26 protein-coding genes and 1 tRNA gene are annotated in these 26,490 nt (G+C 59.6%); 7 read left to right on the top strand and 20 right to left on the bottom strand.

Annotation, left to right across the window (positions count from 1 at the left end):
• The first annotated feature begins 192 nt into the window (after window positions 1–192).
• Window positions 193–435 (top strand): hypothetical protein, encoded by a 243-nt coding sequence (locus HZA03_00960; protein MBI5636518.1) that lies wholly within the window; start codon window positions 193–195, stop codon window positions 433–435.
• A gap of 35 nt (window positions 436–470) precedes the next feature.
• Here the strand turns inward: HZA03_00960 and HZA03_00965 are convergent, their stop codons facing one another.
• Window positions 471–872 carry a hypothetical protein gene (locus HZA03_00965; GenBank protein ID MBI5636519.1) on the bottom strand — a complete coding sequence of 134 codons (402 nt, stop codon included), beginning with the start codon at window positions 870–872 and terminating at the stop codon, window positions 471–473.
• A gap of 254 nt (window positions 873–1,126) precedes the next feature.
• Between HZA03_00965 and HZA03_00970 the strand changes: the two genes are divergently transcribed.
• Complete coding sequence (locus tag HZA03_00970) at window positions 1,127–1,330, top strand: hypothetical protein (protein ID MBI5636520.1); 204 nt, start codon at window positions 1,127–1,129, stop codon at window positions 1,328–1,330.
• A gap of 46 nt (window positions 1,331–1,376) precedes the next feature.
• Here the strand turns inward: HZA03_00970 and HZA03_00975 are convergent, their stop codons facing one another.
• The 3 genes from HZA03_00975 to eno are packed head-to-tail and all read right to left on the bottom strand — an operon-like array spanning window position 1,377 to window position 3,273.
• Window positions 1,377–1,604, bottom strand: a complete 228-nt coding sequence (locus HZA03_00975; protein ID MBI5636521.1) for a CDGSH iron-sulfur domain-containing protein — start codon at window positions 1,602–1,604, stop codon at window positions 1,377–1,379.
• Between the two features lie 40 nt (window positions 1,605–1,644).
• Entirely contained in the window at window positions 1,645–1,986 is a 342-nt protein-coding gene (locus tag HZA03_00980; GenBank protein ID MBI5636522.1) for a septum formation initiator family protein, read from the bottom strand.
• 9 nt (window positions 1,987–1,995) lie between these two features.
• Window positions 1,996–3,273, bottom strand: coding sequence for a phosphopyruvate hydratase (gene eno, locus HZA03_00985; GenBank protein ID MBI5636523.1), 1,278 nt, complete (start codon window positions 3,271–3,273; stop codon window positions 1,996–1,998).
• Window positions 3,274–3,438: 165 nt separating this feature from the next.
• Here eno and HZA03_00990 point away from each other — a divergent pair, with 165 nt between their 5' ends.
• The 5 genes from HZA03_00990 to HZA03_01010 all read left to right on the top strand — a co-directional run bounded on the left by HZA03_00990 (window position 3,439) and on the right by HZA03_01010 (window position 7,917).
• Window positions 3,439–4,284, top strand: coding sequence for a hypothetical protein (locus HZA03_00990; protein ID MBI5636524.1), 846 nt, complete (start codon window positions 3,439–3,441; stop codon window positions 4,282–4,284).
• Window positions 4,285–4,287: 3 nt separating this feature from the next.
• Window positions 4,288–4,668 (top strand): holo-ACP synthase, encoded by a 381-nt coding sequence (acpS, locus tag HZA03_00995; GenBank protein MBI5636525.1) that lies wholly within the window; start codon window positions 4,288–4,290, stop codon window positions 4,666–4,668.
• Window positions 4,669–4,843: 175 nt separating this feature from the next.
• Window positions 4,844–5,137 carry an HU family DNA-binding protein gene (locus HZA03_01000; GenBank protein ID MBI5636526.1) on the top strand — a complete coding sequence of 98 codons (294 nt, stop codon included), beginning with the start codon at window positions 4,844–4,846 and terminating at the stop codon, window positions 5,135–5,137.
• Between the two features lie 78 nt (window positions 5,138–5,215).
• The gene (locus tag HZA03_01005) at window positions 5,216–6,793 is read left to right on the top strand and encodes an NAD(P)H-hydrate dehydratase (protein MBI5636527.1); all 1,578 of its coding nucleotides are present in this window, start codon (window positions 5,216–5,218) and stop codon (window positions 6,791–6,793) included.
• Window positions 6,794–6,999: 206 nt separating this feature from the next.
• Window positions 7,000–7,917, top strand: coding sequence for a DMT family transporter (locus HZA03_01010; GenBank protein ID MBI5636528.1), 918 nt, complete (start codon window positions 7,000–7,002; stop codon window positions 7,915–7,917).
• Window positions 7,918–7,963: 46 nt separating this feature from the next.
• On the opposite strand, the gene HZA03_01015 is transcribed toward HZA03_01010, so the two are convergent.
• From HZA03_01015 to HZA03_01090, 16 genes are all read right to left on the bottom strand, one after another.
• Window positions 7,964–8,845 carry a CoB--CoM heterodisulfide reductase iron-sulfur subunit B family protein gene (locus tag HZA03_01015; GenBank protein MBI5636529.1) on the bottom strand — a complete coding sequence of 294 codons (882 nt, stop codon included), beginning with the start codon at window positions 8,843–8,845 and terminating at the stop codon, window positions 7,964–7,966.
• Window positions 8,842–9,828, bottom strand: a complete 987-nt coding sequence (gene sdhB / locus HZA03_01020) for a succinate dehydrogenase iron-sulfur subunit (GenBank protein MBI5636530.1) — start codon at window positions 9,826–9,828, stop codon at window positions 8,842–8,844. The genes HZA03_01015 and sdhB overlap by 4 nt, the downstream gene beginning before the upstream one ends.
• Window positions 9,828–11,543 carry a succinate dehydrogenase flavoprotein subunit gene (sdhA, locus tag HZA03_01025; protein MBI5636531.1) on the bottom strand — a complete coding sequence of 572 codons (1,716 nt, stop codon included), beginning with the start codon at window positions 11,541–11,543 and terminating at the stop codon, window positions 9,828–9,830. Before sdhA ends, sdhB begins: the two co-directional genes overlap by 1 nt.
• The gene (locus HZA03_01030) at window positions 11,540–12,100 is read right to left on the bottom strand and encodes a Fe-S-containing hydro-lyase (protein ID MBI5636532.1); all 561 of its coding nucleotides are present in this window, start codon (window positions 12,098–12,100) and stop codon (window positions 11,540–11,542) included. The genes sdhA and HZA03_01030 overlap by 4 nt, the downstream gene beginning before the upstream one ends.
• Window positions 12,100–12,939, bottom strand: coding sequence for a fumarate hydratase (locus HZA03_01035; GenBank protein MBI5636533.1), 840 nt, complete (start codon window positions 12,937–12,939; stop codon window positions 12,100–12,102). Before HZA03_01035 ends, HZA03_01030 begins: the two co-directional genes overlap by 1 nt.
• Before the next feature lie 158 nt (window positions 12,940–13,097).
• Window positions 13,098–14,861, bottom strand: coding sequence for a chloride channel protein (locus HZA03_01040; protein ID MBI5636534.1), 1,764 nt, complete (start codon window positions 14,859–14,861; stop codon window positions 13,098–13,100).
• A gap of 109 nt (window positions 14,862–14,970) precedes the next feature.
• Window positions 14,971–19,014, bottom strand: a complete 4,044-nt coding sequence (gene rpoC, locus HZA03_01045) for a DNA-directed RNA polymerase subunit beta' (GenBank protein MBI5636535.1) — start codon at window positions 19,012–19,014, stop codon at window positions 14,971–14,973.
• A 74-nt stretch (window positions 19,015–19,088) separates the two neighbouring features.
• Window positions 19,089–23,144, bottom strand: a complete 4,056-nt coding sequence (rpoB, locus tag HZA03_01050; protein MBI5636536.1) for a DNA-directed RNA polymerase subunit beta — start codon at window positions 23,142–23,144, stop codon at window positions 19,089–19,091.
• Window positions 23,145–23,253: 109 nt separating this feature from the next.
• The gene (gene rplL, locus HZA03_01055) at window positions 23,254–24,171 is read right to left on the bottom strand and encodes a 50S ribosomal protein L7/L12 (GenBank protein MBI5636537.1); all 918 of its coding nucleotides are present in this window, start codon (window positions 24,169–24,171) and stop codon (window positions 23,254–23,256) included.
• A gap of 15 nt (window positions 24,172–24,186) precedes the next feature.
• The gene (locus HZA03_01060) at window positions 24,187–24,891 is read right to left on the bottom strand and encodes a 50S ribosomal protein L1 (GenBank protein ID MBI5636538.1); all 705 of its coding nucleotides are present in this window, start codon (window positions 24,889–24,891) and stop codon (window positions 24,187–24,189) included.
• 1 nt (window position 24,892) lies between these two features.
• Window positions 24,893–25,321 carry a 50S ribosomal protein L11 gene (gene rplK / locus HZA03_01065; protein ID MBI5636539.1) on the bottom strand — a complete coding sequence of 143 codons (429 nt, stop codon included), beginning with the start codon at window positions 25,319–25,321 and terminating at the stop codon, window positions 24,893–24,895.
• Window positions 25,322–25,325: 4 nt separating this feature from the next.
• Window positions 25,326–25,853 carry a transcription termination/antitermination protein NusG gene (nusG, locus tag HZA03_01070; protein MBI5636540.1) on the bottom strand — a complete coding sequence of 176 codons (528 nt, stop codon included), beginning with the start codon at window positions 25,851–25,853 and terminating at the stop codon, window positions 25,326–25,328.
• A gap of 7 nt (window positions 25,854–25,860) precedes the next feature.
• On the bottom strand, window positions 25,861–26,067 hold the full coding sequence (gene secE, locus HZA03_01075; protein MBI5636541.1) for a preprotein translocase subunit SecE: 207 nt from the start codon (window positions 26,065–26,067) through the stop codon (window positions 25,861–25,863).
• Between the two features lie 23 nt (window positions 26,068–26,090).
• A tRNA-Trp gene (locus tag HZA03_01080) sits at window positions 26,091–26,167 on the bottom strand.
• Window positions 26,168–26,182: 15 nt separating this feature from the next.
• Window positions 26,183–26,335 carry a 50S ribosomal protein L33 gene (gene rpmG, locus HZA03_01085; GenBank protein ID MBI5636542.1) on the bottom strand — a complete coding sequence of 51 codons (153 nt, stop codon included), beginning with the start codon at window positions 26,333–26,335 and terminating at the stop codon, window positions 26,183–26,185.
• A 4-nt stretch (window positions 26,336–26,339) separates the two neighbouring features.
• Window positions 26,340–26,490 (bottom strand): elongation factor Tu (locus HZA03_01090; protein MBI5636543.1); only part of this gene is annotated, 151 nt, incomplete at its 5' end.

The following is a 26,490-nucleotide window of genomic DNA, read 5'->3' on the forward strand; positions in this document are numbered from 1 at the left end:
GCGCTTTACGACGTAACGGGAAAGGAGGTAAAACAGACAAAAAAGAAGGCCGCTTGAAAAAGAATCACGGCTAAGGTAATTTTGGAAAACCGGACAAGTAATGTGCTCCAAAACCGGACATTTCTATTTGCTCGCAACACCGGCGCCTGCCGGTAAGCGTCGGCAAGTGGTGTAGAATGACGGCACGGGGAGTTGTGCGTTGTTTGTGCTGTAACGCGCGGAAATACGGATGAAAACAAAAAACTTCTATTCTTCTCGATTGAAAAAACCGCGCATCATTCCAGCGGCCGCTATAAATTCAAAGGAGGCGGGCTGGGATTGGGACTCTCCGTGGCGAAAATGATTATGGACTATTACGGCGGCGCCATTCGGGTGGAAAGCAAGGAAAATAATAACGGGTTAAAAATCAGCCTCCGCATGCCGCTTCTCCCTTAAAGCCGCGGTTCCTTCCCCGCCGGGGCAAGCCCGCGTTAGCGGACAGCCAATGCCCCCTTCAGGATCAACGCCGCCGACGCCATGAAAGATAGCCCGCCCGCCAACGCCAGCGGGGCAAACGTAAGCGCGCCGCCGTCAAGCCCCCGCAACAGAAGCCCCACTGGCATTAATAGCGCGCCGGCCGCCAGCCGTGAGCACCACGTTTTGCCGCTCTCGCCAAGTTCCAACCGGTCAAGCAGCCCGCCAACGATGAGGTTGTAAAACGCCATCGGCATGCCGTGGGAATGTCCCGCCTTGGTGAGAAAGCGCGGCAGGCCGGGGGAATAATGTCCCAGCACAAAGTGATGCTCCACCGTAAAGCCGAGCGCAAGACCGCCGATCCCGGCCACAATGATCGTTACAGCGCCAAGAATAATATTCAGTTTTCCCTGTTTCATTCTTCCCTCCATTGATAACCGGACCAATCCCATAACCGCATGGCACCGCTATTGTACCTTGCTTTGCGGATAGTGTACGCCCTCCGGTACGGCTTGAAAACGCCGAAATTGCCCGCCACCGGCAAAAAAGTTCACCTTTCGCCGTAACGCGTGGACGGGCTGTTTTCAACAACCGGTATTTTCGGCAGTTGCGGACGGCTCTTTATTTTTTTTTGGGCATGGTCTATGCATAACCGATAAGTATGGTGACTGACATGACAACGGCAAAAAAACTCCGGATCGGCAACGCATCGATAGTGGGCCTGAAAAGCATCCTGCTGGATGAGGCAATGCGGCTGGAGCATAACAACAAAGAGAGGGCCGAAGCCCTGATGGAGGAAATCATGCACGGCATGGAAGAAGCGGCGGCGGAAACAGCGCGCGCATTCCGTCCGCCCCGCCCGAAAAGCGGCGCGTAATCCCCTTCAGCGGGAGGGACGCAACGCGGGGATTAAATTCTCCCCCTTACTTGAGATGGGTTCCGTCGCAGAAGGGCCTTGTGTGGGTTCTGTAGCATTGACAGAGCTTATAGGTTTTTGCGGGGTCGAGCTTTACTTCTTCCGGTCCCGCATTATCGCCGCCAAAGCTGTGGTGTGCGCCATCGCAATACGGCCACATTTCCGATTGCATGCAGGTGCATGCCCATATTGAATCCTGGCCGGTAATCTCCAACGGCCCCGTCCTGTCACTCACGGTTTCACTCCTTCACGTACGCCATTAGGTAATACCATGGTTATGGCCGCTTATCCGCCGCCGGCTCTTCGTGGAAGCGGAAGACCACTTCGTTCTGGCGGGCCATCAACAGCTTTTCCCGCGCATACTTTTCCATCAAATAGGAGCCATCGCGGACGGAGCGGATTTTTTCCCTCAGCGCCTCGTTTTCGGCCTGGATTTTTTTCAGCCCTTCCACATCCGCCGCCAGCTTGTGGTCATAATCAAGCACGCTCTTGATTCCGTCCGCCTTGAACCACGAGGCGAGGAAAACGACGATTGCGAACAGCAGGCTGAAAAAAAAGAGCGGCCGCGCGCGGCCGCCGCCCTCCCAAAAAGCCTTTAACGCGCCCCCCTTCCACATGGCGCGGCGTTATTTCCCCCGCTTGCCGAACGCGCTCCGGCCCGGAAAGACCGCCGAATCGCCCAGCTCTTCCTCAATGCGCAGAAGCTGGTTGTACTTCGCAATGCGGTCCGAGCGGCAGAGCGATCCGGTCTTTATCTGCCCGGCGTTGAGCGCCACGGCCAAGTCGGCGATGGTGCTGTCTTCCGTCTCGCCGGAGCGGTGCGAAATCACGGTGGTGTATGAGGCGCGCTGGGCGGTCTGCACCGCGTCTATCGTTTCCGTGAGCGTGCCGATCTGGTTCAGCTTCACCAGGATGGAGTTCGCCACCCCCTTCTCGATGCCTTCCTTCAATATCTTCGTGTTGGTCACAAAAAGGTCGTCGCCGACGATCTGCACCGTGCCGCCGATGGCGTCGGTGAGGTTCTTCCACCCTTTCCAGTCCTGCTCGGCCAAGCCGTCCTCGAGGGAGATGATGGGATACTTTTTCGCCCAGCTTTCCCACAGTTTGATCATCTGGTCGCTGGAAATCTTCTTCCCCTCGACCTCGTATTTGCCGTTTTCATAAAACTCGCTGGCGGCCGGGTCGAGCGCTATCATCACGTCCTTGCCCGGCTTGAAGCCCGCCTTGGTCACCGCCTCCAGCACCAGTTCTATCGCCTCGGCGTTCGATTTGAGGTCCGGCGCAAAACCCCCTTCGTCCCCCACCGCGGTGGAAAGCCCCCGCTTGTGCAGCACCGCTTTGAGGGTGTGGAATACCTCGGCCCCCATCCGCAGCGCTTCGGCGAACGAGGCCGCGCCCACCGGCATGACCATGAATTCCTGGAAGTCGACGTTGTTGTCGGCGTGTCCGCCGCCGTTGAGCACGTTCATCATCGGCACCGGCATCATGCGGGCGTTGGCGCCGCCGATGTAGCGGTAGAGCGGCAGGCCGCAGGAGATGGCCGCCGCCTTCGCCACGGCGAGCGACACCCCCAAAATGGCGTTGGCGCCGAGCTTGCCTTTATTCTCCGTGCCGTCCATCTCGATCATGATGGTATCGATAAGGCTCTGCTCCACGGCATCGTAACCCAACAGCGCCGGAGTGATGATGTCGTTAACGTTCCGCGCCGCCTTGCGCACGCCTTTGCCGCCGAAGCGCTTTTCTTTGTCGCGCAGTTCCAGCGCCTCACGCGTGCCGGTGGAAGCGCCGCTCGGCACCGCCGCGCGGCCCAGCGATCCATCGTCGAGATATACGTCCACTTCAACGGTGGGATTGCCACGGGAATCGAGAATTTCACGGCCGATGATCGCGGTAATTTCGCTCATACACCCTCCTTAAAGCCCGGTACGTCTTGCGATCCGGCGCAAAAGGCCGGTATTGTCGAATATCGGAAAAGTTTAACCCAAATTCCGGTAAAACTGAATAGCTTTCGCGCCCCCCGCCGCCGCGGGCCATCCCCTTTCCCGCGCGGGAATGCTAGAATTGGGGTCATGAAAGACCGTGGACCGGACGATAAGAAGAACATGCAGGAATCCGTGGAAGAACTGCGCCGGCGCGTTGCGCGCGCGATGCGGGCGGAAAAAGAGGCGTTGGAGCGGCTGAAAGATGTCATCCATAAATACCGGGTGGCGCTCCCCTTCATGTCCGGCCGCTCGGGAACGCTTGAGGAACGCCTAACGCTGCTCACCACCCACCGCGACGAATGCAATACCGCCCTGGCGGCGTTGCGCGGCCGGATCACCCTCACCCAGCACAAACTGAAAAAAACCGCATCGGATCACGACGCGGCGCGGCAAATGGTCAAAGTGCTGATCGCGCAGTATACCGGCCTGATGGAGGGAAAGTTCCCCCACTCCTTCGTCCCGGCGGAAGAGACCGGGCGCCTGGCGGACAAAAAAGATAAATTCATGGAGCGCCTCTCCGGGGAGATGGATCGTTTGCAAAAGCAGATCGACGCCGCCGAGGCGGAACAGGCGCATCTGGCCGACGAGCGGAAAAAACTCAAAACCCGGTCGGCCAAGCTGGCCAAGCGGGCCGAAATGCTGGAAACCAAACTGGCCATATATCAGAAGGACATCCGCGACATCATCCTTGATCTCAACGGCCAGATGCGCAACGAACAGGCGCTGGCTGAAGACTATACGAAGCTGGTGGAACTGCTTAAAAAAATCCCCGCCCTTTCAGAGTGGGGGGAAAAGGTCTTCCGCGAGGCGGTGCGGACAAAACTCCCGGGCGGGGCTATTTTGGAACTGGGCGCGCCGCTGGAAAAGACGGCGAAACCGCTGCTGCTGGACAAGCCATTTGGGGCATCCCGCCGCACCGGCCCCCTTCAATAACCGATGATACTGGGACACGGCATCGACATCGTGGAAGTTTCGCGGATGCGCCGCGCCACCGGGCGCCACGGCGGCGCCTTCATCACCCGCGTGTTCGCCCCGGACGAAATCGCCGGCGCCGCGCGCCTCAAGGATCCCGCCGCATTCTACGCCGCGCGGTTCGCCGCCAAAGAGGCGTTCGCCAAAGCGCTGGGAACCGGCTTTCTGGGTTTTGGCCCCAAAGATGTATGGGTCGCCGGCGGCGAAGGGAAACCGCCCGTGCTGGTTTTCAGCGAACCGCTGCAATCGCTCATCGCGGCGAAAGGAGGCGGCTCCTTCATCCTTTCCCTCACGCATGAAAAGAAATTCGCCGTGGCCTCCGTCATCAGGACGCGGAATCCCTGACAACTCCGCCCTGCCACTTAAGTGTTACGCGGAGCGGCAACACGCATTTGAGCCGCCAACAGCAAGTATTCCGCTTGCTTTTAAAAACGGATTCTGGTTAAATTATCCGAAGCAATTTTAGACTGTGAGTAAATAAAGAGTGGGTAACAAAAAACTTTTTTAAAGGGGAATACTAATGGCTAAACAGATGACCAAGTCCGCAATCGCCGACCACGTTGCAAAGACTCACGCGTTGACGAAGAAAGCCGCCGTGGCGATCATCGAAACCCTCGTGCAGCTCGCCTACAAAGAATCCAAAAACGGATTCACCATCCCGGGCCTCGGCAAACTGGTTCTCGTGAACCGCAAAGCCCGCATGGGCCGCAACCCCCAGACCGGCGAAGCCATCAAAATCCCGGCCAAGAAAGTGCTGAAGTTCCGCGTCGCCAAGGCGGCCAAGGACTCCGTGCTGGGTGCGAAGAAGAAATAACTTCCCCTTACGGAATCAACCGCTGGCCTCCCGGTTACACGGAGGCCTTTTTTATTTTCCTTACATAAGGCGAACGGCATGATCAAGATCGTTTCCACCGCGCAGATGAGGGAAATCGACCGCGCCGCCATTGAACAATACGGCGTGCCCGAACTGCTCCTGATGGAAAACGCGGGCACCCAGGCAATGCTGTATCTTGAGCAACTCCTCGGCCCCGGACATCGCCGCATCGGCATCTTCTGCGGCAAGGGAAACAACGGCGGCGACGGTTTTGTGCTGGCCCGCCAACTCCACGTCCGCGGATACGATCCGGCGGTCTACCTGTTGGTACCCCGCGCCAATCTCAAAGGAAGCGCGAAAATAAACATGGAGGCCTATGCAGCCATGGGCGGACGCATCATGGAGTGCGTGGATGAATCCGGCCTGCTCAAACATGAGACCGCCATCCGCCACGCCGACGCGCTGGTGGATGCCATCCTCGGCACCGGGATCGGCGGGGAACTCAAAGGAATATATAAAACGGCGGTCGAAAAAATCAACGGGTGGAAACGTTTCTGCCTCGCGCTCGACATCCCCTCCGGCCTCGATGCGGACAGGGGAATTGTGCATCCGCTTTACGTACACGCCGACGCCACCATCACCTTCGGCCTGCCGAAGGTGGGAATGATGTCATATCCCGCCGCGGCGGCGGTTGGCGCGTTGCACGTCGCCGATATCAACTTCCCCCAAAAACTTTTGGCCGATTCGCCGTTTGAGGCGTGGCTGCCGGACGATGCGTGGGCGCGCGCCACGCTTCCGCCCCGCCCGGAATACGCGCACAAGGGAACCTACGGTCATGCCGTCATCGCCGGCGGCAACGAAGGGATGGAGGGAGCCGCCGCGCTTGCCGCGCTGGCGGCGCTAAAAGTGGGAGCGGGTCTTTCCACCGCCGCCGCCAGATTGCCGTTGAGCCGGCAGTTTGAACTGGGGGCGCTGGAGGTGATGGGCCTGCCGTTGGCCGAGCGGCTTGACGACGCGGCCAACGCGGATACAATTCTCGCCTTCGTAAAAGACAAATCGGTTTTGCTGCTCGGCCCGGGCATGGGACGCGGCGTGGGGCTTGAAGCGTTGACGGAGAAAGTGGCGGCCGGATGCAACGTCCCGCTGATCGTCGATGCCGACGGACTGAACAACATTGCCCCGAACAAGGAACTGCTGAAACGGCGCGCGGCCCCCACCATCATCACGCCGCATCCGGGCGAGATGGCGCGCCTCACCGGCACAACCGCCGCAACGGTGAACGCCGACCGGCTGAACTGCGCGAAAAGTTTCGCCAAAGAGTTCAACTGCATCACCGTCCTGAAAGGGGCGCGCACCGTTATCGCCGCGCCGGACGGCACCGCCTTTATCAATCCGACCGGCAACCAAAATCTCGCCAGCGGCGGCACTGGCGATGTGCTGGGCGGCATGATCGCCGGATTTATCGCACAGGGGGTTGCACCGCTGAACGCGGCCGCGCTGGCGGTATATTTGCATGGACTGGCCGCGGACAACTACACCGCGGAACACGACCCCTGCTCCCTCACCGCTTCTTCGCTGCTGGCGGCGCTCCCCGCCGCCCTCCGGCAGATCGCCCGCCGCCCGTTGCCCGAAAATGTTGACAGCGAAAGACGCTAGGAAGTAGTATCTCCCGATGCACACGAACATCGTTGCCATTATTAAACACCCCTCCGCCATCAGCGCATCCCTTGCGCTTTGGCAGGCAATAGGCGCCAGGGCCGCGGTGCGTTTGGAGTTTAACTAGTCAATCACGCAACACCGCGGCCATCGGGCCGCGGCGATTCGCGGTTCCGATGTCCGCACATAATCCGAGGAGATGTATCATGGCGGGCGAAAGCGATCAATCAACAGGGCCGGGAAACTCATTGCTGGGAGCGCTTGCCGTCCTTATCGCGGCGGTGAGCTTTTCGGGCAAAGCGGTGCTTGTCAAACTGGCATACCGCCACGGCGTGGACGCCACGACGCTGCTTGCCCTGCGGATGCTGATGGCCCTCCCCTTCTTCGCCGCGCTTGCGGTGTGGGGGGAATGGAAGAGCGAACGGAAGACGACGCCGCGCGAACTGGGCATGATAGCGGGTATCGGCTTGCTCGGTTTTTATCTGGCGGCGCTCACCGATTTTGTCGGACTGCAATACATATCGGCGGGCCTGGAACGGCTGATCCTTTTCCTTTACCCGACGATGGTGGTGCTGATTTCCGCCTCATTTTTGAAACGCCCCATCACCGGAACCGACGTGATATCGCTGCTGCTTAGCTCCGCCGGGGTTGGCTTGGCGGTGTTTCACGACATCTCGTTTGTCGGCGGACAGGTGTGGCTGGGGGTGGCACTTATTTTAACCAGTGCGCTCGCCTACGCGTTTTACCTTGTGGTGGGCGGCGAGCTGATAAAAAAGGCGGGGTCGGCCCGCTTCACCGCATACGCCATGCTCTCTTCCGCGGCGGCGATTACGGCGCACTTTTTATTAATGCGGCCGTTATCCGCTTTTGTGCAACCGCCGCCGGTTTACCAGCTCACGGCGGTCATGGCCTTTTTTTCCACGGTGATACCGGCTTTCCTGATGTCGGAAGGGATGAAGCGCATCGGCGCGAGCAGGAGTTCCATCATCAATTCCATCGGCCCGGTGAGCACCATCGCGCTGGCTTGGTATTTTTTGGGCGAACAGGTGTCGATGGCGCAAGCGGGCGGCACGGTGCTGGTCATCGCCGGCGTGCTGCTGACCACCCTCCGGCGCGGAAAATAAAAAAGGGGCGCGGCATCCGCCGCGCCCCTTACTATTCAAAATCCCCTTAGCGGGCGGCGATTTCCAGCAACTTTTCGTTCGGCAACACCACGTGGGTGTTCATCTTCAGTTCGTCCAAGTTGGCCCCCAGCGCCAACGCGATCAACTGCGGATAGTGCAGCACCGGCATGTTGATCTTCCGGTCGAGCATCTCCTCGATCTCCGGCTGATAGCTGTCCATGTTCAGGTGGCAGAGCGGGCAGGGCGTGACCATCACGTCGGCGCCGGCCTTCAGCGCGCCGATCGTGGCGTTGCCGGAAAGCTGGAGCGCGTTGGCCTTGTTCGGCATCAGTATCGGAAAACCGCAACACTTCTGTTTTTCCGCGTAATCGACCGGGGTGGCCCCCACCGCCGCGATCAGCTTTTCCAGATAATCCGGGCGGTCCGGCACTTTGGTATCGCTGTATTCGTGCGGACGAAGAACGTAGCAACCGTAGAACGGCGCCACCTTGAGGCCGGTCAGCTTGCGGGTGACCCGCTTGACGACGTTCTCCAGGCCGTAGTCTTCCTCCACGATCTGGTAAAAGTGTTTCACTTTTACAGTGCCTTTATATTCGCGGCCGGTATCGCGCTTGAGCGCGGCATTCACCCGTTCTTTGTGGGCCGGGTTGTGATCCATCTTTATCTGGGCGGTGCGCATGACCCCTTGGCAGGTTCCGCAGATGGTCATGATGTCCAGCCCCTGCTCCTCCGCCAGCGCAAAGGTGCGCGCGTTGAGTGCGTCGCCAAGCAACGGGTTATCCTCCTGAATGGCCCCCGCGCCGCAGCAGGAAGCGTCTTTCATTTCCTTGATTTGGATGCCGAGGCGTTCGGCGGCGTAGACGGTGGCGCTCATCAGTTCGCGGCCCGCGCCTTTGGCGACGCATCCGGTATACAGGGCGTACTTCATTTCCGGTACTCCTTGCGATAGTCGTTGAAGCGGCGGAACATCGCGCGCACCTCGCCGAATTTGTCAATGATGTGCGGGAGAATCGGCGGATTCTTTCCGCGGATGAACATGCGGATGCCCACCGGAATGATGCTCAGTATCCCGTCCAGGTTGAAAAACCCGACGGAACGTACCGGTATATAGTTCTCGTTGAGCATCCCGCCGCCGATGCCGGGCACCAGGCCGCCCACCGATTCGCGGAAGGCGAGCACGTGGCGTGCGCCGTTGTTGTTGGTGACCTTATGCGTCATCGCCGCGGTGCGGAGCTCCTTGATGCGGAACAGCGGCTTGGCGTCGGTGGGGCAGCGCGTGGCGCATTCGGCGCAGTGCGTGCAATCCCACATGCCGGTGACGCGGCTTAAATACTCAATGCGGTTGGCGGTATCGCTGTCGCGCGAGTCATAGACGAAGCGCTGCGCCTTGGCCAGCGCGGCCGGCCCGAGGAAGCGGGGATCCACCTCCAGCACATTGCAATCGGACCAGCAGGCGGCGCACAGGATGCACGTGCTGGCATCCTCGATCTTCCGGTAATCGTCGTGGCTCTGCAATGTTTCGCGTTTCCACTGCTTGCTGTCGTCCGGGACGAGATACGGCTTCACCCGGTCGATGGAATCGAAGAACGGCTCAAGGTCGACCGCGAGGTCGCGGATGAGGGGCGAATTCCCCATCGGCTCGATGGTGATGGCGCCGTCGATGACGGCTTCCGCCGCCTGCGTCTTGCAGGCAAGGCGGGCGTGGCCGTTCACCTTCATGGAGCAGGATCCGCAAATGGCGCTGCGGCAGGACATGCGGTAGGTCAACGTCCCGTCCTGTGTCCACTTGATCAGGTTGATGCAGTCCAGCAGCGTCGCCCCTTGGGGAATCTCAAGCCGGAATTCCTGCAGGTACGGCTTCGGATCCCGCGCCGCGTTGTAGCGTGAGATAAGGAATTTCGTCTTGGCCATCAGTACTTCCTTTCTTCCGGCTGGTGCTTGGTGACGACCACCGGCTTGTACTTAAGCTGGATGGCGCCATCCGCATCGGCGGAAGCCATGGTGTGCTTCATCCAGTTGACGTCGTCGCGTTTCGGGTAATCGACGCGGGCATGGGCGCCGCGGCTTTCGGTGCGGGCCTCGGCCCCGGCGATAATCAGTTCGCTGTAGGTGAGCATGTTGGCCAGTTCCAGCGTTTCGATAATCTCGGTGTTGAAAACTTTTCCCTTGTCCTCCACGCGCACCTTGGTGAAGCGCTGTTGCAGTTCCTTCAGTTTCTTGTGCGCCGTGGCCAATCCTTCTTTGCCGCGGAAAACGCCAACATGGTTGGTCATGGTTTCTTTAAGCTCGTTGCGGATGTCGTTGGCCGATTCGGTGGAAGGGGTATAGAGCAGGTCGTCGATCCGTTTGCGGGCCTTGCGTTTTTCTTCGGCCTCGTTGACCGGTTCGTGTTGCGCCCCCACCATGTAATTGAGGATGCTCTTGCCGGCGCGGCGGCCGAAGACGGTGGCATCCAGCAGCGAGTTGGTGCCGAGACGGTTGGCCCCGTGAACCGAGATGCAGGAACATTCGCCCGCGGCGTAGAAGCCCTTTACGATGGCCCCCTTCTCGTCGCGGTACACTTCGCAATCCTTGCTGGCCGGAATACCCCCCATGCTGTAGTGGGCCGTCGGCTGGATCGGGATCGGGTTGTCGATGCAATCGACGCCGAGGAAATCGATGGCGAGGTGGCGTATCTGCGGCAGCTTTTCCAGTATCTTTTCGCGGCCGAGGTGCCGCAAGTCCACGTAGATGTAATCCTTATTGGGCCCGGCGCCGCGCCCTTCGTTGATCTCGGTCTGCTCGGCGCGGGAGACGATGTCACGCGGGGCCAGTTCCATGCGGGATTTGGCGTAGCGCTCCATGAAACGCTCCATATTGCCGTTGAGGAGATAGCCGCCTTCGCCGCGGGCCGCCTCGCTCATGAGAATGCCCTGCATGTATAAGCCGGTCGGGTGGAACTGGACGAACTCCATGTCTTCCAGCGGCAACCCCGCCCGGTAGGCGGCCATGATGCCGTCGCCGGTGTTGGCGAACGCGTTCGAGGTGATCTTGTAGGCGCGGCCATACCCGCCGGTGCCGAAAAGCACGGACTTGGCCTGAATCACTTCAATATCGCCGGTCCTCACGTTCATCACCACCACGCCGCGCGCGCTCCCGTCTTCATATATCAGGTCGAGCAGGTACCACTCGTTGTAGAAGGTGATGTCCTTTTTGTACTTGAATGACTGCTCGTACAGCGTGTGCAGCATCGCGTGGCCGGTGCGGTCCGCGGCATAGCAGGCGCGGGGCTTGCTGTGGCCGCCGAACTCGCGCTGGGCGATGCGCCCTTCGGCGTCGCGCGAGAACACGCAGCCCAAACGCTCCATCTCGGTGATGGTGATGGGCGCGTCGTTGGTCATTATCTCGATGGCGTCCTGGTCGCCCAGGTAATCCGACCCCTTGACGGTGTCGTACATATGGAGTTCGGGACTGTCATCGCTTTCGTTGGCCATCGCCGCCGCCACGCCTCCTTGCGCCGCGCCCGAGTGGGAGCGGGAAGGATAGACTTTGGAGACGACCGCCACGTCAACTTTACCGGCCAGCTCCAGCGCCGCGCGCAGGCCGGCCAAGCCCGCGCCGACTATCACCACATCATGTTTTATCATTTAGCCACCCTGTATTGCGCCTTTCCTATATCATATAGGTCGTTGCCGTAAATGTCGTTGATGACGACCGCCTTGAAATCCTCGACTTCCATGCGGCGCACCGCTTCGGGGCCGAGGTCTTCGTACGCGATAACTTCAACAGCTTTAATGGAACGGGCGATGAGCGCGGCGGCTCCGCCGATGGCGGCGAAGTAGACGCATTTATGTTTCTTCATCGCTTCGATGACCTTCTTGTCCCTCATTCCCTTGCCGATCATCCCCTTCATCCCTTTTTCCATCAGCCGCTCCGCATAGGCATCCATGCGGTAACTGGTGGTGGGGCCGGCGGAACCGATCACTTTGCCGGGTTTCGCCGGGGACGGGCCGACATAATAGATAACCTGTCCGTTCATGTCAAACGGCAGCGGCTGCCCCGCGTCGAGGGCGTCCACCAGCCGTTTGTGGGCCGTATCCCGCGCCGTGTAGATGACCCCGGTGATCGATACCTGATCCCCCGCCTTGAGCTTCGCCACCGCGGCGTCATCAAGCGGGGTTGTGATTTTAATTTCGTTCGCCATTACAGCACCGCTTCTTTATGCCTGCTGGCGTGGCAGCAGATGTTTACCGCGAGCGGAAGCGATGCGATGTGGCAAGGATGTTTTTCCACATGCACGGCCAAGGCGTAGGTGGTGCCACCCAGCCCCTGCGGCCCCATGCCGATGGCGTTGATCTTCTCCAACATCTCCGCTTCCAGCGTTGCCAGCTCCGGGTCGGAACTCGGCTCTCCCACATGGCGGAGCAGCGCCTTCTTGGCAAGTATCATGCATTTTTCGGCCGACCCGCCAATGCCCACCCCCACAATGACCGGCGGACAGGGATTGCTGCCGGCTTCTTCGCAGCGCTTCACCACAAAATCGACGATCCCCTTTTTTCCGGCGCTGGGGGTCAGCATCGTCAGGCGGCTCATGTTTTCACTGCCGCCCCCTTTGGGCGCGGCCGTTATCTTCAGTTTATCCCCAGTGACGATATCAAGAATCACCACGGCGGGGGTATTGTCACCGGTGTTTTTCCGCGTGAACGGGTCGCAAATCGACTTGCGGAGATAGCCGTCTTTATACCCTTGGCGTACCCCTTCGTCGATGGCATCCTGCAATAACGCCCCTTCTAAATGAACGTCTTGCCCCATCTCGACAAAAAAGACCGCCATGCCGGTATCCTGGCAGATTGGCACCTGCTCGTCGTGGGCGATGCGGGCGTTTTCGATAAGGGTGTTCAATACCGCCCTGCCGACCGGCGAGGCCTCTTGTTTAAGCCCTTTTTCAAAGGCTTGGATAACATCGTCGCCAAGATCGTAGTTGGCGCCCATCACCATCTTTTTTACGGCGGCGGTGATAGCGTTGGAATTAATTGTCCTCAAAGCTTGCCCCCAAAACCATTAAAATTGTTGGACTTGAAGGGGTTATTATCCCCAAACCGGCCATGGAAGTCGAGCGTTTTTTAACCGCGTTTCATGGGAAAACCATGGCGAATGACACAGCCATCCTTGGCGCATGCCGTTGTTATCCGCCGGGACCGCTACGCCGAAGCCTGCATAACGGCCTTTTTGTAGGCGGTGATCACGTCCTTGCGCCGCAACATACCCACCACGATGCTTGTTTCGCGGTCGGCCACCACCGGCAGCTCGTCGAGATCGCGCAACGAGAACTTTTCCATCGCATCGTTAAGGTTTTCGTCCGGCGTAAGGGAAATCACCTTCATCGCCGCCATATCTTTAGCCACCACCACTTCGGCCAATACCTCATCCAGCATGAATTGCCGGATGTCCTGCACCGAGATGATGCCGGTCATCCGCCCGCCGGCGTTGACGCAGGGAAAATAGTACGCCTTCGATTTGGCCATGATGGCAAGAATGTCGCGGAACCGGGTATCCTCCCGCACGACATCGAACTCCATATTCATGACATCGCGCACCAAAAGCGAACCCATGATGGACGATTCGCGTCCGCGCCAGATGTTTATCCCCCTCCGGCTCAGGATTTCCATGTCCACCGAGTTCTTGCAGAAAAAGGCGTACGTCACCGTGGATGAAATGCACGCGACCATGATCGGCAGGATGATCTGGTAGCTGTTCGTCAGCTCGAACGTCATCAGGATATTCGTCATCGGCATGTGGCCGACCGCGCTCATCACCGCCCCCATCCCCACCAGCGCGTAAGAACCGGCGGAGCCGGTCAAGCCGGGGAACAGGTAATTGAGCAGCGCGCCGAATGCCCCGCCCGCCATGCTGCCGATAAACAGCGATGGCGCATATATCCCGCCCGACCCGCCAGAGCCGAGCGTCAGGCCCGTGAGGAGTATTTTCACAAACACCAACAGCAACGCCATATGCCAAAGCATCTGGCCGTTGAGCACCTTGTTCATCCCGTCGTAGCCGTTGCCCAGCGCATCGGGGTAGAAGATGCCGAAAAATCCCACCAGCACGCCTCCCGCCGCCGGCACGAATATCGGGTGCAGCTTCAGCTTTTTGAATTTGCCCCCTATATCAATGAACGTTTTGTAAAACAGCGCCGCCAGAAGCCCCGCGATAAGTCCCAGGATAATGAAAAAGAAAATCTCAATGGTGGATACCAGCGTGTAGGCCGGCAATTCAAACGCCGGCACATCCCCCTCCAGATGCCGCGCCGTGACGGTGGCGATCACCGATGAAAAAATGAGCGGTGAAAATACTTTAATGTTGAAATCGCCGAGTATGACTTCGATGGCGAAGACAATGCCGCCGAGGGGGGCGTTGAACGATGCCGCGATGGCTCCCGCCGTGCCGCACCCCATCAGCAGGCGCCGCCGCTCCGACGATGCCTTGATGATGCCGCTCACCAGCGAGCCGACCGCGCCGCCGATCTGCACGGTGGGGGCTTCGCGTCCCGCCGACCCGCCGCTGCCGATGGTGAAGGCGGAGGCGATGGGGCGGAACCAGATAATGTGCTTCGGCACCCGCCCCTGATCGATGGCGGCCCACTTCATCGGTTCGGCAAGGCCGCCCCCTTCTTTGCCGGGATTGAAATAGTGGTTCAACAGGCCGACGATCAGCCCGCCCAATCCCACCGAGACGGGGATCAACAACAGCCAGAGGGAAGAGCCCGCGGACGCGCGGTTGAAAAATTCCTTAAGGAATACGGCTTCCACCCCGGCGATCATCCACTTGAATACGACGGCGCAAAGCCCGGTGAGATAACCGATAGCGCACGCTACCACCACCATGAAGACGTGTTCCTGCATGAACAGCCGCCGGAGCGATTCCAGCGTTCCCAGCACAACCCGCTTCAGCGTATGACGCAGCATCGTCCCTCCAGTCATTGCGCTCCGGCATAACGGTGCGTTTCTGGCGGTTAAAAGAAAACGGCCCCTTGAACCGCTCCAAGGGGCCGTGATTTACAACATGACGGAAACTTTACTCGACCACGCTTTCCTCGGTTGCCTTGGTCTTCTTGAGATCGAAGATCGGCAGCTTGGTCGGCAGGACGCTCAGGTTCTGGTAGTTCCGCGAGCCGGTGCCGGCGGGAACCAGGCGGCCCATGATGACGTTCTCCTTGAGTCCCTTGAGCGGATCCATCTTGCCGGAAATGGCCACTTCGGTGAGCACCCGCGTGGTCTCCTGGAAAGAGGCGGCGGAAATGAAGCTTTCCGTCGAGAGCGAGGACTTGGTGATGCCCATCAGGATCGGCCTGCCCTTCGCCGGCTTCTTGCCCGCCCTGATCACGTCCATGTTCCTGTTCTGGAACGTCTTCTTCATCACCTGTTCGCCCACGAGGAAATCGGTATCGCCCGGATCCTCGATTACCAGGTGCTTGAGCATCTGCCGCACGATGACTTCGATGTGCTGGTCGTTGATCTGCACGCCCTGGAGCCGGTAGACTTCCTGCACCTCGTTCACGAGGAACTTCTGCAGTTCCTTTTCGCCCATGATGTTCAGGATGTCGTGCGGGTTCGGAGCGCCGTCAACCAGCGGTTCGCCGGCGTGGACGTAGTCGCCCTCATGCACGTTCACGTGCTTGCCGCGGGGCACCACATACTTGTGCTCCGCGCCATCCTCGGTGGTCACGAGGATTTCCCGCGTCCGCTTGATGAACGCGCCGAATTTCACGCGCCCGCTCACCTCGGAGATGGTGGCCTGGTCGTGCGGCTTGCGGGCCTCGAAGAGCTCCGCCACGCGGGGCAGACCGCCGGTGATGTCCTTGGTCTTGGTGGTTTCGCGCGGTATCTTGGCGATGATATCGCCCACGTCCACCGCTTGCCCTTCCTTCACGTTGATGTGCGCGCCGGCCGGCAACACATAGCGGCTCACGGTCTTGCCGTGCGAATCCTTGATCGAGATGCGCGGATGTTTCTTCTCTTCCCGGTGATCCAGGATGATCTTTTCCGAGTGGCCGGTCACTTCGTCCACTTCTTCGCGCATCGTCACGTTTTCTATGATATCGCCGAAAGCAATGGTGCCGGTCGTTTCAGTAAGGATTGACACGGTGTAGGGATCCCATTCCGCGACGGTGTCGCCTTCGCTCACCCGCGCGCCATCCAGCACCTTCAGTTTGGCGCCGTAAATGATCTTGTAGCGTTCCTTTTCGCGCCCTTCGTCGTCCTGTATGATAATGCCGCCGTTGCGGTTCATCGCGATCATCTCGCCGGTATCCAGCGCCACGGTGCGCAGTTCGATGTACTTGACCACGCCCCCCTTGGCGGAGATCAGTTTGGTCTGCTCGGCCACGCGGCTGGCCACGCCGCCGATGTGGAAGGTACGCATCGTCAGCTGGGTGCCCGGTTCGCCGATCGACTGCGCGGCGATGACGCCGACCGCTTCGCCCGATTCCACCATTCTGCCGGTGGCCAGGTTGCGGCCGTAGCAGGAGGCGCAAACGCCATCCGGGGCGTCGCAGGTGAGCACGGAGCGGATTTTCACCTGCTCCACGCCGGCGTTTTCGATCTTTTCAACCGCTTCTTCGTTGATTTCCTTGTTGGCGGCCAGCAACACTTCCTTGGTAAAGGGGTCGATAATCGGTTCCAGCGTCACGCGGCCCAACAGGCGCTCGCCGAGGCGCTGTATCACTTCGCCCCCTTCGATAAGGGCGGCGGTGTCGATGCCGTTCATGGTGCCGCAGTCGTCAATCGTTATTATCACGTCCTGCGAAACGTCCACGAGGCGGCGGGTCAGGTAGCCCGAGTTCGCGGTCTTGAGCGCGGTATCGGCCAAACCTTTGCGCGCGCCGTGCGTCGAGATGAAGTACTGCGCCACGGTGAGGCCTTCGCGGAAGTTCGCGGTGATCGGGGTTTCGATGATTTCACCCGACGGCTTGGCCATCAGGCCGCGCATGCCGGCCAGCTGGGCGATCTGCGCCTTGCTGCCGCGCGCGCCGGAATCGGCCATCAGGTAAACGCCGTTCCACTGCGATCCCGCCGGCGCGGTGCCGTCGCCAAGCTGTTTGTCCTCGTGCTTGAGTTCGGCGAACACCTCTTCGGTGACCTTGTCGGTCACCTGCGCCCACACGTCGATGATTTTGTTGTACCCTTCGCCCTTGGTGATGAGGCCGTTATGGTACTGCTCTTCCACCTCGCCGGTCCGCTTCTTCGCGTCGTCGATCAGCGCGAATTTCCGCTGCGGGATGCGCATATTCTCCATGCTGATGGAAAGACCGGACTTGGTGGCGTAGAAGAACCCGGTGTCCTTCAGGTCATCAAGGAACTTCACCACCACGTCGAGCGAGGTCTTGGTATGCACCTCGTTAACAACCTGCAGGATGGCCGCCTTGTTCAGCACCTTGTTCACGCGGGAGAACGGGACTTCCTTCGGCACGATCTCGTAGAAGAGAACGCGGCCGACGGTGGTTTCATGTATCTGGCCGGCCATCCGTACGCGGATTTTCGCCTGCAAATGCACCGCCTTGTGATCGAACGCGGTGCGCACTTCGGCGGGGTTGGAGAAGGCCTTTCCCTCGCCCTTCACGCCGCCGCGCTCCTTCGTGAGGTAGTAGTTCCCCAGCACGATATCCTGCGATGGAACCGCGATCGGGCGGCCGTTGGCGGGCGAAAGGATGTTGTTGATGGAAAGCATCAGGATGCGCGTCTCCACCTGCGCCTCAAGCGACAAGGGCACATGCACGGCCATCTGGTCGCCGTCGAAGTCGGCGTTGAACGCGGCGCAGACCAGCGGGTGCAGGCGGATCGCCTTCCCTTCGACCAGCACCGGCTCGAACGCCTGCACGCCGAGGCGGTGCAGGGTCGGGGCGCGGTTCAGCAGCACCGGGTGGTCCTTGATGACTTCATCAAGCACTTCCCACACTTCCGGCTGCTCGGATTCCACCATTTTCTTGGCGCTCTTGATGGTGGCGGCATAACCCTTCACTTCCAGCTTGTGGTAGATGAACGGTTTGAACAGCTCAATCGCCATCTTCTTGGGCAGCCCGCACTGGTAGAACTTCAGTTCCGGCCCGACCACGATGACGGAGCGGCCGGAATAATCGACGCGCTTGCCCAGCAGGTTCTGGCGGAAACGCCCCTGCTTGCCTTTCAGCATGTCGGCCAGCGATTTCAGCGGGCGCTTGTTCGGCCCCTTCAGCACGCGTCCGCGGCGGCCGTTGTCGAACAGCGCCGAGACGGCTTCCTGCAGCATCCGCTTTTCGTTGCGGATGATGATTTCCGGCGCGCGCAGTTCCATCAGCCGCTTGAGGCGGTTGTTGCGGTTGATCACGCGGCGGTAGAGATCGTTGAGGTCGGAGGTGGCGAACCGGCCGCCGTCCAGCGGGACGAGCGGGCGCAACTCCGGCGGAATCACCGGAATCACGGAGGGCACCATCCACTCCGGCCGGTTGCCGGATTTGCGGAAGGCTTCCACGATCTTGAGCTGTTTCACCAGCTTGCGCCGCGTCTGCACCGACTGGGTGGTGCGGAGATGCTCCTTGAGGTCGAGCGCCAATTGATCCATGTCGGCGCCTTTCAGGATGGTCTGAACCGCTTCGGCGCCGATGCCGTAGTCGAAGGCGTCTTCGCCCCAGGTCTTGACCGCTTCCTGCAGGTCATCCTCGTTGAGCACCTGCTTGTATTTCAGCTTGGTGTTCTTCGGATCAATGATGATGTACTTTTCAAAGTAGATGACCGCTTCCAGCTCGGTGAGCGTCATGTCGAGGAAGTTGCCGATCTTGCTCGGCAGCCCCTTGAAGAACCAGATGTGCGCCACCGGGCTGGCCAGCTCGATGTGCCCCATGCGCTCGCGCCGCACCTTGGAGAGGGTCACTTCCACGCCGCACTTTTCGCACACGGTGCCTTTGTACTTCATCCGCTTGTACTTGCCGCAGAGACATTCCCAGTCCTTGACCGGGCCGAATATCTTGGCGCAGAAGAGCCCGTCGCGCTCCGGCTTGAAGGTGCGGTAATTGATGGTTTCCGGTTTCCGCACTTCGCCAAACGACCACGAACGGATCTTCTCCGGCGAAGCGAGGCGGATCATCACCGAATCAAACGACAGCGGATCCTTGGGCCTTTCAAACAATCGAAGAACTTTTTCCACTTGTTAGTTCCTCCTTAAATGGTCTTAGGTCTTTCGTCGAGGGAAATGTCCAGGCAGAGGCTCTGGAGTTCCTTGACGAGGACGTTAAAGGATTCCGGCAGCCCCGGCTGCAGGGTGTTGTCTCCCTTGACGATGGCTTCATACATCCGCTTGCGCCCTTCCACGTCGTCCGACTTCACGGTGAGCATTTCCTGCAACGTGTAGGCGGCGCCGTAGGCTTCGAGCGCCCAGACTTCCATTTCGCCCAGGCGCTGGCCGCCGAACTGCGCTTTCCCCCCCAGCGGCTGCTGGGTAACGAGCGAGTATGGGCCGGTGCTCAGGGCGTGTATCTTGACTTCGAAGAGGAGGTGCAACTTAAGCATGTAAATCATGCCAACGAACGTGCGCTGGTCGAAATACTCGCCGGTGCGGCCGTCAATCAGCTTCATCATGCCGTCTTCGGGCAAGCCGTTCTGCTTGAGCAGGCCGCGGATGTCCGCTTCGCGGGCGCCGTCGAACACCGGGGTCTCGAAATAGACCCCCATCATTTTGGCGGCCATGCCCAGCGAGGTTTCCATCAACTGGCCAACGTTCATGCGGCTTGGCACGCCCAGCGGGTTCAGCACGATGTCGAGCGGCGTGCCGTTTTCCAGGCGGGGCATATCCTCTTCCGGCACGATGACCGAAATGACGCCCTTGTTCCCGTGGCGGCCGGCCATCTTGTCGCCCACCTGCAACCGGCGTTTCACGGCCACATAAATCTTCACCAGCTTGATCACGCCCGGGGCAAGTTCATCCCCTTTTTCCAGCTTGCCCAACTTGTCGTTGAGGTCGGCCTTCAGGTCGCGGATCAGCTCGTTGGTGGTCTCCTCAATGTCCTCGACCGCGGCGCTGATATTTTCCTTCACCGCGATCTTGAGCAGGTCTTTCCCGTCCACCTGGCGGAGCGCGGCGGCGGTAAGCTTGCCCTTGGCTTCGACCAGCACTTCCTTGGAGCCGGCGGCGGTGACGGCCTTCTCGGCCACCTTGCCTTCCAGCAACAGGCGTATGCGGTTATCGCGTTCTTCCTTGACGATGCGGATCTGCTCCTCGGAATCAGCCTCGATCCGGGCCTTCTCGGCGGCCTCGATCTCGAGGGTGCGGGCGTCTTTCTCCGCGCCGCTGCGGTTGAATATCCGCACGTCGACAACGATGCCGTCCACGCCCGGCGGCACGCGGTAGGAGGTATCCATCACGTTGCCCGCCTTCTCGCCGAAAATCGCCTTGAGCAGCTTTTCTTCGGGCGACAACAGGGTTTCGCCTTTCGGGGTGATCTTGCAGGCGAGGATGTCGCCCGGTTTCACCTTCGCGCCGATGCGGATGATGCCGCTTTCGTCGATATTGCGCTGCGATTCCTCCGACAGGCCCGGCACGTCGCGGGTGATCTCTTCCTTGCCGTACTTGGTGTCGCGCGCGTCCACTTCGAACTCCTCGATGTGGATCGAGGTGAAGCAGTCTTTCTTGATGATGTTTTCGTTGATGATGATCGCGTCTTCAAAGTTGTACCCGCGCCACGGCATGAACGCCACCAGCAGATTGCGCCCCAGCGCCAAGTCTCCGCGGTCGGTCGACTGGCCGTCCGCCAGCACGTCGGTCTTCTTGATCTTCTGGCCGGGGGTGACTATCGGGCGCATGTTGATGCATGTGTTCTGGTTGGAGCGGCCGAACTTGGTCAGGTTGTAGATGTCAACCTTGTGGCCCGGCTTGGCCCGCTTGTCGTTGACGCGCACGACGATGCGGCGCGAATCGACGCTGATCACCTCGCCGTCGTGGCGGGCGATGGTCAGCGTGCCGGAATAGCGGGCGGCTATTTTTTCCATCCCGGTGCCGACAAGCGGCGCATCGGTGCGTATCGGCGGCACGGCCTGCCGCTGCATGTTCGAGCCCATCAGCGCGCGGTTCGCGTCGTCGTTCTCCAGGAACGGTATCAGCGCCGCGGCAATCGAGAAGAGCTGGTTGGGCGACACGTCCATGTAGTCCACCTGCTCAATCGGCACCGAAAGGGTTTCCCCCTCGTGGCGGCCGATGACCGTTGGATTGATGTAGTAGCCGTTTTCGTCCACCGGCGCGTTCGCCTGCGCGATGGTGTGTCCGTATTCTTCCGTCGCGGTGAGATAGGCCACTTCGTCGGTCACGCGGCCGCCGGCAACCTTCTTGTAAGCGCTTTCGATGAACCCGTACTTGTTCACCCGCGCGAAAGTGGAGAGCGACGCGATGAGGCCGATGTTCGGGCCTTCCGGCGTTTCAACCGGGCAGATGCGCCCGTAGTGCGTCGGATGCACGTCGCGCACCTCGAAGCCGGCCCGTTCGCGGGCCAAGCCTCCTGGTCCCAGCGACGACAATCGCCGCTTGTGGGTAAGCGCGGAAAGCGGGTTGGTTTCATCCATGAACTGGGAGAGCTGCGACGAACCGAAAAACTCCTTGATGGCCGCGGTAACCGGCTTGGAATTGATCAGGTCGTGCGGCATGCAGGCCGCCAGATCCATAATGTTCATCCGCTCGATGATCGCCTTTTCCATGCGGACCATGCCGACCCGGAATTGCGCGGCGACCGATTCGCCCACGGCGCGGACGCGGCGGTTCCCCAGATGGTCGATATCGTCCTTGCTGCCGGCCCCCTTGCGCAGGTCGAAGAGGTACTTCACGGTGGCAAGGATGTCTTCCTTGGTCAACAGCCGCATATCGGGCGGAATGTTCAGGCTCAGTTTTTCGTTAATCTTCTTGCGGCCGACTTCGCTGAGATCGTAACGCTTGTCGTTGAAGAACAGGTTGTGGAAGAACGCCTTCACCGATTCGGCGGTGGGCGGATCGCCCGGACGCATCCGCTTGTAGATTTCGCGCAACGCCTCATCGGCGGTCTCGAGGCCGTCGGCGGCCAACGTGTCGCGGAACGACGTATCGCGAAGCTGGTCGTCGATGCCAAGCACTTCAAACTTGGTGATCTTGTTGTTGCGCACCGCTTCCGCCGCCGCGTCGCTGAACTGCGCGTTCGCCTCCAGCAGGATCACGCCGGTCTTTTCATCGATGATGTCCTGGGCGATGAACTCGGTATTGAGCTGCGACTGGTCGATCTTGAATTCGGCGATGCCCGCGGCCAAGCACTTGCGGGTCGCCCCTTTGGTGAACTTGCGCCCCGCCTTCACCAGCACCTCGCCGCCCTTGGGATCGGCCAGGTCTTCCAGCGGCTTGAATGGCAGGGTGTGGATGTGCTCGGTCACCGTGGTGAAATATTCGTTGGTGGCCGGATTGTAGCGCACCGGCTGGAAACGGTAGAAATGCCCCAGCAGGTCGTTGGTGCCGTAGCTGAGCGCCTTGAGCAGGATCGAAACCGGGAATTTTTTCCGGCGGTCGATCCGGACGTGGCAGACCTCTTTGGTGTCGAATTCGAAATCGAGCCAGGAACCGCGCTGCGGGATAACGCGGGCGGAATAGACCATCCGCCCCAGGTGGATACCCTTCCCCTTTTCGCGGATGAAAAACACGCCGGGGGAGCGGTGGAGCTGGCTGACGATGACGCGTTCCGTCCCGTTGATGATAAAAGTGCCGGTTTCGGTCATGAGCGGCAACTCGCCCAGATATATTTTTTGTTCCTTGATCTCGCGGATATCCATGTGGCCGGTCGCCTCATCCCTCTCTTTGAGGGACATCTGCACGATGATTTTGAGCGGATCCGCGTAGGTCACGCCGCGTTGGCGGCTCTCTTCCACGGTATACTTCGGCTTATAGTGGGTTTCTTTTTTGCATTTTTCGCAGACCACCCCGGCGCCGCCGAGGTTTTTGAACTCGCCGCACCGGCACAGCCATGTGCCAAGCTCGTAGCCCACATAGTCAAGCGTCGCGTCACCCTTGTAATTGGTTATGGGGAAAATCGAACGGAATACCTCCTCCAGACCCCTGTTCTCGCGATCCGCCGGCTTTACATCGGCCTGGATAAGGGCGTCGTAGGATCGTATCTGCGTTTCCAGAAGATTGGGGATGTCCAACACTTTCGGAATGCGCGCGAAACTCTTGCGCTGAATTGTGGAACTGCCCGGCGAATATTCTTTCGACATAAGCACACGCCTCCCGGCTCTCGTTATTTAAATATAAAAAGACGCGGGGGCGCACCGAGAGCGCCCCGCGTCACAGACGGCATTGAGATACAGTATCCGGTTCGACGGACTACTTAATCTCAACAGTCGCTCCGGACTCTTCCAGAAGCTTCTTCATCTTCTCGGCTTCGTCCTTCTTGATCTTCTCCTTCACGGTTTTCGGAGCGCCGTCAACGAGGTCCTTGGCTTCCTTCAAGCCGAGACCGGTGATTTCGCGTACAACCTTGATCACCTGGATCTTCTTGTCGCCGGCGGAGGCGAGCACCACGGTGAATTCGGTCTTTTCCTCGGCGGCGGCGGCGGGGCCCGCCACGGCGGCGGCGGCGGCCGGAGCGGCGGCGCTCACGCCCCACGCTTCTTCAAGCGACTTGGTCAGCTCGACAAGCTGCAGGACCGAAAGGTTGTTGAGATAGCTCTTGATATCTTCAGACGTAACGTTGGACATTTCATGACCTCCTATGGATTCCGGGTTTTTTTCTTTCTTTTCCTTAAGCGCATTCAGCAAATACGCAAATTGCCGTAACGCGCCGTTGAGTACACTGACAAAACTGCGGGGGCCCCCCATCATCGTGCTGAGCAGCATGGCGCGCAGCACATTCTTGCCGGGCAGGCCGCCGATCCGCTTGATCTGGTCCGCGCCGTAATAATGGCCGCCGACAACGCCGCAAATCACCGTGAGGGAGTTTTCCTTCTTGGCGTATTCGCTCACCAGCTTCGCCGCCGCCACGTCGCTTTCATAGCTGAACGCCAGCGAAACCGGGCCGGTGAACTTCTCGGCCATCGCCTCGAACGGCGTCCCCTTGGCCGCGATCCTGGCGAGCCGGTTTTTCGCGATCTTGAGCTCGACGTTTTCCGCCCGAAGTTTGGCGCGGATGGCGTCCATATCGCCGGCCTTCACGCCGCGATATTCCGCTCCCACCACGCTCACCGCGCGGGAAAACCGTTCCCTAAGCTCGACTACCTGTTTCTCTTTTTCCACTGTAGGCATGACACCACCTCTCGTTTAACCGGCCAACCCAACGGCGACGGTCTCGTCAATCTTGATTCCCGGCCCCATTGTGGTGGAGAGGGAAATGGACTTGACGTAGGTTCCTTTCGCCGTGGACGGCTTCATGCGGACAATTGTTTCAAGCACCGCCATCGCGTTCTTAAGCAGGGCATCCTTATCGAAGCTTGCCTTGCCGATCGGCGCATGCACCACCCCGGCCTTATCGGCGCGGAACTCAACACGGCCGGACCGGATTTCGGCGATGGCCTTTTTGAGATCGAACGTCACAGTGCCGGATTTGGGGTTCGGCATCAGGCCGCGCGGCCCGAGCACTTTACCCACTTTACCAACGGCCGCCATCATGTCCGGCGTGGCAACCGCCACGTCGAAATCAAGCCAGCCGCCCTGTATCTTCAGCACAAGGTCGTCGCCGCCGACGAAATCGGCGCCGGCGCCCTTGGCTTCTATTTCCTTTTCGCCCTTGGCGAACACGAGTATCCGCACCTTCTTGCCGGTGCCCCCCGGCAGCACCACCGAACCGCGCACCATCTGATCCGCCTTGCTCGGATCTATGCCGAGGCGGATAGCCAGATCGACGGTCTCGTCGAACTTGGCGAACTTTATCTCCTTGGCCAAGGCTATCGCCTGGTCGAGGGAGCATTTCTTGTCCGCCGGCAAGCGGGTCTCCGCCTTTTTCCTGTTTTTGGTTATTGTGGGCATGTCAATCCTCCACCACCAAGCCCATGTTTTTCGCCGTTCCCTCGATGCAGCGGGCAGCGGATTCCACCGAGGCGCTGTTCATGTCCTGCATCTTCATCTGGGCGATTTCCCGTATCTGGGTCCGGTTCACTTTGCCTACTTTAATCTTGTGCGGCTCGGGAGATCCTTTTACGATCCCCGCGGCGCGTTTGAGCAGCACCGCGGCGGGCGGCGACTTCATGATGAACGAGAACGTCCGGTCCTCATACACCGAGATCACCACCGGGATAATCATCCCTTCCTTGCCCTGCGTGGCGGCGTTAAACTGCTTGCAGAAATCCATGATGTTCACGCCGTGCTGGCCGAGCGCCGGACCCACGGGAGGGGCCGGATTCGCCGCGCCGGCGGGAACCTGCAACTTAATAAAGGCCTTCGTTTTCTTGGGAGCCATATACTTACACCTTCTCTATCTGGGGGAAATCAAGTTCCACCGGCGTCGCACGCCCGAAAATGGACACCATCAACTTCACTTTGCCGCGCTCGGCGTTCACTTCTTCTATCCTGCCGGAGAAATGGGTAAACGGGCCATCGATCACGCGAACCGAATCGCCGACCGAAAACTCGACTTTCGGCCGCGGCTTTTCAACCGTGCCGGCCATCTGATCCATCAGGTTCTTGACGTCCTTGTCGGAAAGCGGCGTGGGGGTCGAACCGCCCAAAAAGCCGGTTACCCGCGGCGATTCCTTGATCGCCATGAGCACCTTCTCGTTCAGGTTCAGTTGGATCAGCACATAGCCGGGGAAAAACTTGCGCGAAGTCACCCGCTGCTTGCCATTGCGGAACTCCTTCACGTCCTCCATCGGCACCAGTATTTCGCCCAAACGGTCGCTGATGCCATGCATGGCAAACTGCTCCTTGAGGGAGGTCTTCACTTTGTGCTCGAATCCCGAGTACGTGTGAATGACATACCACTTAACGTCCACTATTCACCTACCTGATTAGATACTTAATCAATTCCGCGAGGAGCCAATCGACAACCCCGAGGTACACACACATGATGGCGCACGCGACAACGACCACGCCCGTGATCCCCGTTGTCTCCTTTTTAGTCGGCCACGTCACTTTCCTGAGCTCGCTTTTCGTCTCTTCAACGAACTGCATCGCGCCCTGGACCGGATTGGTCTTCATTATCGCCACGTCGTATCCACCTTTCCCAATTATGGCAGGCCAGGAGGGATTCGAACCCACCACACCCGGATTTGGAGTCCGGTGCTCTAGCCGTTAGAGCTACTGGCCTGTGTATGCCGTCGCCTTAAACTTTGGTTTCCTTGTGCGCCGTATGCGTCCTGCAGAACGGGCAGAACTTCTTCGTCTGCAGCTTCTCCTGCTTCAGCTTCTTATTGCGCGTTGTCGTGTAATTCTTCTGCTTGCAGGGTTCGCACTGCAATCCAATCACTTCTCTCATTGTCTTACTCTATAATCTCGACGACGACGCCCGCGCCCACGGTGCGGCCCCCTTCGCGGATGGCGAACCGGAGTTCCTTTTCCATCGCTATGGGGTGAATGAGCTCGACTATCATCGTCACGTTGTCGCCCGGCATCACCATCTCCACGCCCGCC

It is taken from the genome of Nitrospinota bacterium (assembly GCA_016217735.1).
Classification (GTDB): Bacteria; Nitrospinota_A; UBA7883; order JACRGQ01; family JACRGQ01; genus JACRGQ01.

Excerpts from the sequence above, each read along its gene's own strand:
- rpoC (MBI5636535.1), bottom strand. The coding sequence starts at position 19,014 with ATGATCCGCCTCGCTTCGCCGGAGAAGATCCGTTCGTGGTCGTTTGGC.
- rpoB (MBI5636536.1), bottom strand. The coding sequence starts at position 23,144 with ATGTCGAAAGAATATTCGCCGGGCAGTTCCACAATTCAGCGCAAGAGT.
- HZA03_00970 (MBI5636520.1), top strand. The coding sequence starts at position 1,127 with ATGACAACGGCAAAAAAACTCCGGATCGGCAACGCATCGATAGTGGGC.
- HZA03_01010 (MBI5636528.1), top strand. The coding sequence starts at position 7,000 with ATGGCGGGCGAAAGCGATCAATCAACAGGGCCGGGAAACTCATTGCTG.
- sdhB (MBI5636530.1), bottom strand. The coding sequence starts at position 9,828 with ATGGCCAAGACGAAATTCCTTATCTCACGCTACAACGCGGCGCGGGAT.
- rplK (MBI5636539.1), bottom strand. The coding sequence starts at position 25,321 with ATGGCTCCCAAGAAAACGAAGGCCTTTATTAAGTTGCAGGTTCCCGCC.
- HZA03_01060 (MBI5636538.1), bottom strand. The coding sequence starts at position 24,891 with ATGCCCACAATAACCAAAAACAGGAAAAAGGCGGAGACCCGCTTGCCG.
- eno (MBI5636523.1), bottom strand. The coding sequence starts at position 3,273 with ATGAGCGAAATTACCGCGATCATCGGCCGTGAAATTCTCGATTCCCGT.
- HZA03_01030 (MBI5636532.1), bottom strand. The coding sequence starts at position 12,100 with ATGGCGAACGAAATTAAAATCACAACCCCGCTTGATGACGCCGCGGTG.
- HZA03_01000 (MBI5636526.1), top strand. The coding sequence starts at position 4,844 with ATGGCTAAACAGATGACCAAGTCCGCAATCGCCGACCACGTTGCAAAG.
- HZA03_00965 (MBI5636519.1), bottom strand. The coding sequence starts at position 872 with ATGAAACAGGGAAAACTGAATATTATTCTTGGCGCTGTAACGATCATT.
- acpS (MBI5636525.1), top strand. The coding sequence starts at position 4,288 with ATGATACTGGGACACGGCATCGACATCGTGGAAGTTTCGCGGATGCGC.
- HZA03_01040 (MBI5636534.1), bottom strand. The coding sequence starts at position 14,861 with ATGCTGCGTCATACGCTGAAGCGGGTTGTGCTGGGAACGCTGGAATCG.
- HZA03_00990 (MBI5636524.1), top strand. The coding sequence starts at position 3,439 with ATGAAAGACCGTGGACCGGACGATAAGAAGAACATGCAGGAATCCGTG.
- HZA03_01015 (MBI5636529.1), bottom strand. The coding sequence starts at position 8,845 with ATGAAGTACGCCCTGTATACCGGATGCGTCGCCAAAGGCGCGGGCCGC.
- rpmG (MBI5636542.1), bottom strand. The coding sequence starts at position 26,335 with ATGAGAGAAGTGATTGGATTGCAGTGCGAACCCTGCAAGCAGAAGAAT.
- HZA03_01005 (MBI5636527.1), top strand. The coding sequence starts at position 5,216 with ATGATCAAGATCGTTTCCACCGCGCAGATGAGGGAAATCGACCGCGCC.
- HZA03_00980 (MBI5636522.1), bottom strand. The coding sequence starts at position 1,986 with ATGTGGAAGGGGGGCGCGTTAAAGGCTTTTTGGGAGGGCGGCGGCCGC.
- rplL (MBI5636537.1), bottom strand. The coding sequence starts at position 24,171 with ATGCCTACAGTGGAAAAAGAGAAACAGGTAGTCGAGCTTAGGGAACGG.
- sdhA (MBI5636531.1), bottom strand. The coding sequence starts at position 11,543 with ATGATAAAACATGATGTGGTGATAGTCGGCGCGGGCTTGGCCGGCCTG.